Origin of the sequence: Nocardioides sp. (assembly GCF_041600255.1) — a bacterium.
Lineage (GTDB): Bacteria > Actinomycetota > Actinomycetes > Propionibacteriales > Nocardioidaceae > Nocardioides.
The window spans coordinates 1-6,245 of record NZ_JBFIKK010000165.1; the positions used below are offsets into that span (position 1 = coordinate 1).

Here is a 6,245-nt window from a genome sequence, read left to right on the forward strand (position 1 = left end):
GCCGGCGTCGGAGAGCGGCGAGCTGGGCGTGAAGGTGATGGTCTCGCCGGAGACGCTGCCGACCCCGGCCACCGTCACGTTGTTCCGATTCTTGATCGTGATCGTCGAGCGCGTCTCCGCCGGGTGGGTGGTCGGCGTGATCGCCTCGTTGAAGGTGGCCGAGGTCCGGCTCGCGTTGTTGGTGAGCCCCTCGACCGTGCCGCCGGCTCCGCTGGGGGCGGTGTCGGGCGCGGTGGCGACCAGCGCCAGCAGGGTGGTGTCCTTCACCGCGGTGGCGGTGCGCGCAGCGCTGGCGTTGCCGGCCCGGTCGTGGAGGACCGCGGTGACGGTGAGGGCGCCGTCGCGCAGCGTCCGGATCTGCGTCGAGCTGAAGGCGTGGCTGAACGAGCCCGGGCTCAACGGCAGTGCGCCGGGAGTGACCGCGACGTTCTTCACGGTGAGGTCGGCGGTCGCCGGGTCCGTGTCGGCCACGGTGATGTCGACGGTCAGGGACGTCGACCGGTCGGCGTCGCTCGTCGTACCGGCCACGGTGAACGTCGTGCTGGACGGGATGTACGGCGACGGGGTGGCGCTCAGCGAGGCCGGCCGGTCCGGCGCCACCGTGTCCTTGAACGTCTCCGGCGCCGGAGACGTGGCCGGGCTGACGTTGCCCGCGGCGTCGGCCGCCTTGACCGACAGCGTGAGCACCCCGTCGGCGAGGGCGGAGACGTTCACGCTCAGCTCCCACGCGCCGTCCGTCGGCACGGCGACCGATCGGGTGGCCGTGGCCGGCGTGCTGGCGCTGTCGCTGACCACGACGGTGACGGTGCTGCCGGGCTCCGCACGACCGGAGACCGGGAGGGTGCCGCTGGTGAGGTACTGCGGTACCGCCACGGAGGTCGGCGCACTCGGCACGCCGGTGTCCTTGACCGCCTCGGCAGTCCCGGTGGGGCCGGTGTTGCCGGCCGCGTCCCTGGGCACGACGGAGGCGGTGACGATGCCGTCGGCGAGAGCGGTGGTGTTGACCGACTGCGAGTAGGTGCCCCCGGAGACGGTCGGGGTGAACGGGCCGATCGTGGTGGTCCCGTCGGTGAGGGTGATGCTCACCGAGGTGCCCGTCGTGGACCCGGAGACGGTGATCGCGGCCTTGTTGGCGTTGTTGATCGGCTTGGGGCTGATCGCGACCGTGGGCATGCCGGGCGGCACGGTGTTCTTGGTGTTGCTCACCGACACGGCGGGCGACGGGTTGCCGGCCGCGTCGGTGGCGACCGCCCGGTAGCTGATCGTGCCGTCGGACAGCGTGCTGGTGTCGACCTGCAGCGAGAAGCCACCCGAGCTGTTCGTGCGGCCCTCGACGACCACGGGCGCGGTCGTCGGGTCGGTGTCGTCGGCGGTGAGCGTGACCGGGACGTCGCTCTCCGAACCCGCCGGCGGCAGGGGGCCCCCGCCGTCGTTGACCGAGCCGGTCACGGTGGCCACGAGGGTGGCGGAGCCCATCCGGGCGGGCGTGACGGCCTGGCCGGTGATCGCGGGCGCCACGGTGTCCTTGAACGTGGACGCGGTGGAGGAGACCGGGCTGACGTTGCCGGCGGCGTCGGTCTGGGTGGCGGTCACCGAGACCGAGCCGTCGGATAGCGCAGAGGTGTCGACCGGCGTGCTCCAGGTGCCGTCGCCGGCGACCGTGACGGTCTTGGTGGCCGATCCGACCCTGACGGTCACGACGGCGCGCGCCTCACCGGTCCCGGCGACCGGGTACGCCGCCTGGTTGCTGCGGTTGATCGGCGCGAGCGGGGTGGTGATGCTCGGCGAGGCGGGGGCGGTGTTGTCGATGGTGAAGGTACGGACGCTCGGGGCGCCGCCCGGGTTGCCGGTGTTGCCGTTGACGTCGACCAGGTGGATCTTCGCGGTGTAGGCACCGTCGGGCAGGGCGCCGGGGGTGGCCTTGACCGTGCTGGAGGTCACCGAGGTGGCGACCGCGATCTGGGTCTGGGTGGCGTCGAACAGGTCGACGCGACTGGAGGACGCCAGGGTCTCGCTGGCGTTGACCGTGTACGCGAACGACGCCGGCTTCTTGCTGCCGCCGTCGGCCGGGTCGGTGGAGACGATCGTGGGCCGGGCACTGTCCTTGACCACCGTCCGGGTGGCGGCCGGGCCGGTGTTGCCGGCGACGTCGGTGCTGGTCGCACTGGCGGTCACGGTGCCGTCGGAGAGTCCGGCGACCTCGGCAGCCGTGAAGACGGCCGAGAAGCTCTTGTCCGCGGCCGGCGAGACGGTCCGGCTCACGCTCGAGCCACCGCTGAGGCTGACCCGGACCGAGTCGCTGGCCTGCTCGGACGCGCCGGTCACGGTCAGCGTCTCGCTGGCGGCCAGGTAAGGGCTGGGGCTGATGGCCAGGCCGGTCGGCGCCGACGGTGCGACGGTGTCGAGCACGAACTGGAAGGAGCCGGTGCCGTCGGGGTCGGTGCCAGTCGACTTCGCGACGTAGCTGACCGTGTAGGTGCCGTCGTTCACGGTGGCCTGCGGCAGCCCGGTGAACGTGCAGCTGATCGTGGTCGAGGGCGCCGTCTGGGTCGACTTGGTGCACGGCGACGTACCGGGCGGGGCGGTCACCGTGATGGTGGACGAGGTGGCCACGGCCTGGTCGAAGGTCAGCGAGACCGAGCTCGGCTTGGTCTTGGTCGTCGAGCCGGCGGCCGGGCTGGAGGAGACCAGCACTGGCGAGGCGGCGTGGGCCGGGACGGTGAGGGTGCCCACCGCCAGCAGCGAGGCCGTGAGGACGGTGACGACACGGGCGGTGAGACGCACACGAGCTCCTGAGACATGTTTCAGCGACGACGACAGACGAAACCGGTCAGGCTCCGACCCGGTCCAACGCATCGGGGGCCCTTTGGTGACACGGGTCAAGGGTGGTCCAGACCGGTTCAGTCGGCGCTTCCGACGGTGAGCGCCACCAGTTCGGGCAGGCCGCCACCGATGCTCTTGAGGCGTACGACGAACGGGGTGCGCTCGACATCGACGGCGAACCGCACGCTCTCCCCCGGTCCGAGCCGGAACTCGGTCCGCTCCAGGGTCGCCGCGCCCGACGGCTCCACCGCCACCTGGTAGGCGTCCGGCAGCCGGCCGGAGTTGGTCAGGGTGAGGACGAGCCGGTCGCCGGACTCGGCCTCGGTGGGCCCGGACAGCTCGGAGGAGAACGGGCTCTCCGCGGTGACACCGGAGCTCGTGCCGGACTCCGCGGAGGCACCTTCGTCGTCGCTCGAGGAGCAGCCGGCCAGCAGGGTGGCGGCGAACAGCAGGGTGAGCGTGGCGGCGGAGCGTCGCAGGGACGCCGTCGGGGTCGTCTTCATGGTGCGACGACGGTAGTGGCCGGGGTCACGACCGAATTGGGTGGCCCACCCTCCCGGCGTAGAGTTGCTCGACGTGACAGCCACAGCTCCTGACGGCCGCAAGCTCCTTCGCCTCGAGGTCCGCAACGCCGAGACCCCCATCGAGCGCAAGCCGGAGTGGATCAAGACCCGAGCCACGATGGGACCGGAGTACAAGCACCTCCAGAACCTCGTGAAGTCGGAGGGTCTGCACACCGTCTGCCAGGAGGCGGCCTGCCCCAACATCTTCGAGTGCTGGGAGGACCGCGAGGCCACCTTCCTCATCGGCGGCGACCAGTGCACGCGTCGGTGCGACTTCTGCCAGATCGACACCGGCAAGCCGCTCCCGCTGGACCGCGACGAGCCTCGTCGCGTCGCGGAGTCGGTGCAGAAGATGGAGCTGCGCTACGCCACGATCACCGGGGTCGCCCGCGACGACCTGCCCGACGGCGGCGCCTGGCTGTACGCCGAGACGGTGCGCGCGATCCACGAGCTCAACCCGGACACCGGCGTCGAGAACCTGATCCCGGACTTCAACGGCAAGCCCGACCTGCTCGCCGAGGTCTTCGAGTCGCGGCCCGAGGTGCTGGCCCACAACGTCGAGACCGTGCCGCGGATCTTCAAGCGGATCCGGCCCGCGTTCCGCTACGACCGCTCGCTCGACGTGATCACCCAGGCCCGCGACTTCGGCCTGGTCACCAAGTCCAACCTGATTCTCGGCATGGGCGAGACCCGCGAGGAGATCAGCCAGGCGCTGGTCGACCTGCACGAGGCGGGCTGCGAGCTGATCACGATCACGCAGTACCTGCGCCCCTCGGCGCGTCACCACCCCGTCGAGCGCTGGGTGAAGCCCCAGGAGTTCGTCGAGCTCAAGGACGAGGCCGACGAGATCGGCTTCTCGGGCGTCATGTCCGGCCCGCTGGTGCGTTCGTCGTACCGTGCCGGACGCCTGTACCGTCAGGCGATGGATGCCCGCGAGGGGACTCCCAGCGAGTCCACCAGCGTGACCCACTCCGCGTGACCCACTCCGGAACGAAGAGGCAGCACTGAGTCATGGCCAAGGCCCCGAAGGTGACCGACCCCGACAAGATGTCTCGGCGGCAGCAGTTCGTCCAGACCTACCGCATGGCGAAGAAGACCGATCGCCGGATCGGCCTGTGGATCCTGGGCTCGTTCCTGGTCGCTGCGGCCGTCGGGTTCGTGCTCTTCTCGATCCTGCCCGGTCAGGGCTGGATCGGTCTGGTGATCGCGATCGTCGGCGCCCTCATGTTCGGCACCCTGACCGCGCTGATCGTCTTCGGCCGCCGCGCCCAGAAGGCGGCGTACGGCCAGATGGACGGCCAGCCCGGCGCTGCCGCTGCCGCCCTGCGGATGCTCAAGCGTGGCTGGAAGACCGACCCCGCCATCGCGTTCAACCGCCAGCAGGACGTCGTGCACCGGGTGGTCGGCCCTCCCGGGATCGTGCTGATCGGTGAGGGCAACGCCAACCGCCTGCGTCCGCTGCTGGCCGGCGAGAAGCGCAAGCACGAGCGGGTCGCCTCCGACATCCCGATCCACGAGCTCGTCTGCGGCAACGAGCCCGGTCAGGTGCCGTTGGGCAAGCTGGCCCGCACGGTCACCAAGCTCGGCCGTCAGGTCAAGCCCGCCCAGATGACCGACGTCCTGAACCGGCTCAAGGCGCTCGACGCCAACCGGTCGGCGCTGCCGCTGCCCAAGGGTCCGGTCCCGACCAGCATGCGCGGCATGCGGCAGAACATGAAGGGCCGCTGAGGCTGCTTCCCCCGGTCCATCTGCCGGGTCAGCCCATCGAGGGCATCTCCATGATGTCGCTCTCCGGCGGCGCCGTGATCGTGACCGGCTCCCCCCAGTCGGAGAACGTCATCCGCGCCGTGCCGTTGCTCGCTCCCAGGTCGACCGACATCTGGCGGTAGCGCCCGTCCTCGTCGAACCACATGTCGTAGGTGACGACCTCGGGCAGGTCCCCGGCACTGGCGTCGGGGCCGAGCTGATCGGCCATCGCCGCCGAGTCGAGCTGGACGCGGTACTGCCGCATCTCCTCCCCGTCCACCTCGTCCTCGCCCACGTAGGTCACGCTCTCGATCGACTCCTCCATCGCCGTGAACATGGACCGGGGGTCGAGCTGATCGGTGAGCGCGGAGCCGAGCGGGTTGCTCGGGTCGGTGGTGTCGAGGGAGAGGTACTTCTGCCCGGTCATGTCGGCCTTGAGGTAGACGATCCCGTCGACCATCCGCATCTCCATCGTCTGCCCGGACATGCCGGCCATGGTCATGCTCAGCATCATCGAGGGCGGGGCGTCCTCGTAGTCGATGTCGCCCTCGGCCGAGATGGACGAGGGACCGCCCTCGATCTCCATGGTCAGGTGGGCGGTGCCGCCTCCCTCGAGCGACTGGGCGAGCAGGGCGACGAAGTCGCTGACGTCCACCGCGCTGCCGGCCTCGACCTGGTCACCACCGGCGTCGACGTCGACCGAGGCGCTGGCGCCGGGGTCGTCGGTCGCCTCGGTGTCCTCTCCCCCGCAACCGGCCGCCCCCAGCAGGCCGAGCGGCAGGAGCAGCGCCGCGACCCCGCGGCGTACGTGTACGGACCTGGACATGAGCAGCCTCCCCGGTGTCGTGTCGACCCCTCCAGCATGCCTCTGCTCGGCCCGCGCCGGTAGTGGTTCAGTCCGGCAGAGGTTCAGCCCGGAGGGGGTTCAGCGACGGGCGAGGCTCTTCGCGGTCTGCAGGGTGACCGTCGCCGAACCGGCGAGGAGGTCGTGCAGCCCGCGACCGTCGGCCCGGAAGACCAGCGGTGGGAGGACCGCGGCGATCAGCAGGCTGCGGGCCAACGCCATCAGCAGGCTGATCGACTGACCCCGCCCGTCGACCCGTACGACGCGCA

The 6,245-nt window shown here is 70.9% G+C and carries 5 protein-coding genes and 1 pseudogene; 2 read left to right on the plus strand and 4 right to left on the minus strand.

Features of this window, described 5'->3' with window-relative positions; genetic code table 11:
- Together ABZE72_RS15160 and ABZE72_RS15165 are read right to left on the minus strand one after the other, a co-directional pair.
- Positions 1-2,784: Ig-like domain-containing protein (locus ABZE72_RS15160; protein ID WP_372729868.1), on the minus strand; the 2,784-nt coding region annotated here is incomplete at its 3' end.
- 116 nt (positions 2,785-2,900) lie between these two features.
- On the minus strand, positions 2,901-3,326 hold the full coding sequence (locus ABZE72_RS15165) for a hypothetical protein (RefSeq protein WP_372729869.1): 426 nt from the start codon (positions 3,324-3,326) through the stop codon (positions 2,901-2,903).
- Between the two features lie 73 nt (positions 3,327-3,399).
- Here ABZE72_RS15165 and lipA point away from each other — a divergent pair, with 73 nt between their 5' ends.
- Together lipA and ABZE72_RS15175 are read left to right on the plus strand one after the other, a co-directional pair.
- Entirely contained in the window at positions 3,400-4,365 is a 966-nt protein-coding gene (gene lipA, locus ABZE72_RS15170) for a lipoyl synthase (protein WP_372729870.1), read from the plus strand.
- A 32-nt stretch (positions 4,366-4,397) separates the two neighbouring features.
- The gene (locus ABZE72_RS15175) at positions 4,398-5,114 is read left to right on the plus strand and encodes a DUF4191 domain-containing protein (RefSeq protein WP_372729871.1); all 717 of its coding nucleotides are present in this window, start codon (positions 4,398-4,400) and stop codon (positions 5,112-5,114) included.
- 28 nt (positions 5,115-5,142) lie between these two features.
- Here ABZE72_RS15175 and ABZE72_RS15180 read toward each other — a convergent pair whose 3' ends face one another.
- Positions 5,143-5,958: an LppX_LprAFG lipoprotein gene (locus tag ABZE72_RS15180; protein WP_372729872.1), complete on the minus strand. Its 816-nt coding sequence runs from the start codon at positions 5,956-5,958 to the stop codon at positions 5,143-5,145.
- 99 nt (positions 5,959-6,057) lie between these two features.
- Positions 6,058-6,245, minus strand: a pseudogene (locus tag ABZE72_RS15185) (RDD family protein); the annotation flags it as partial.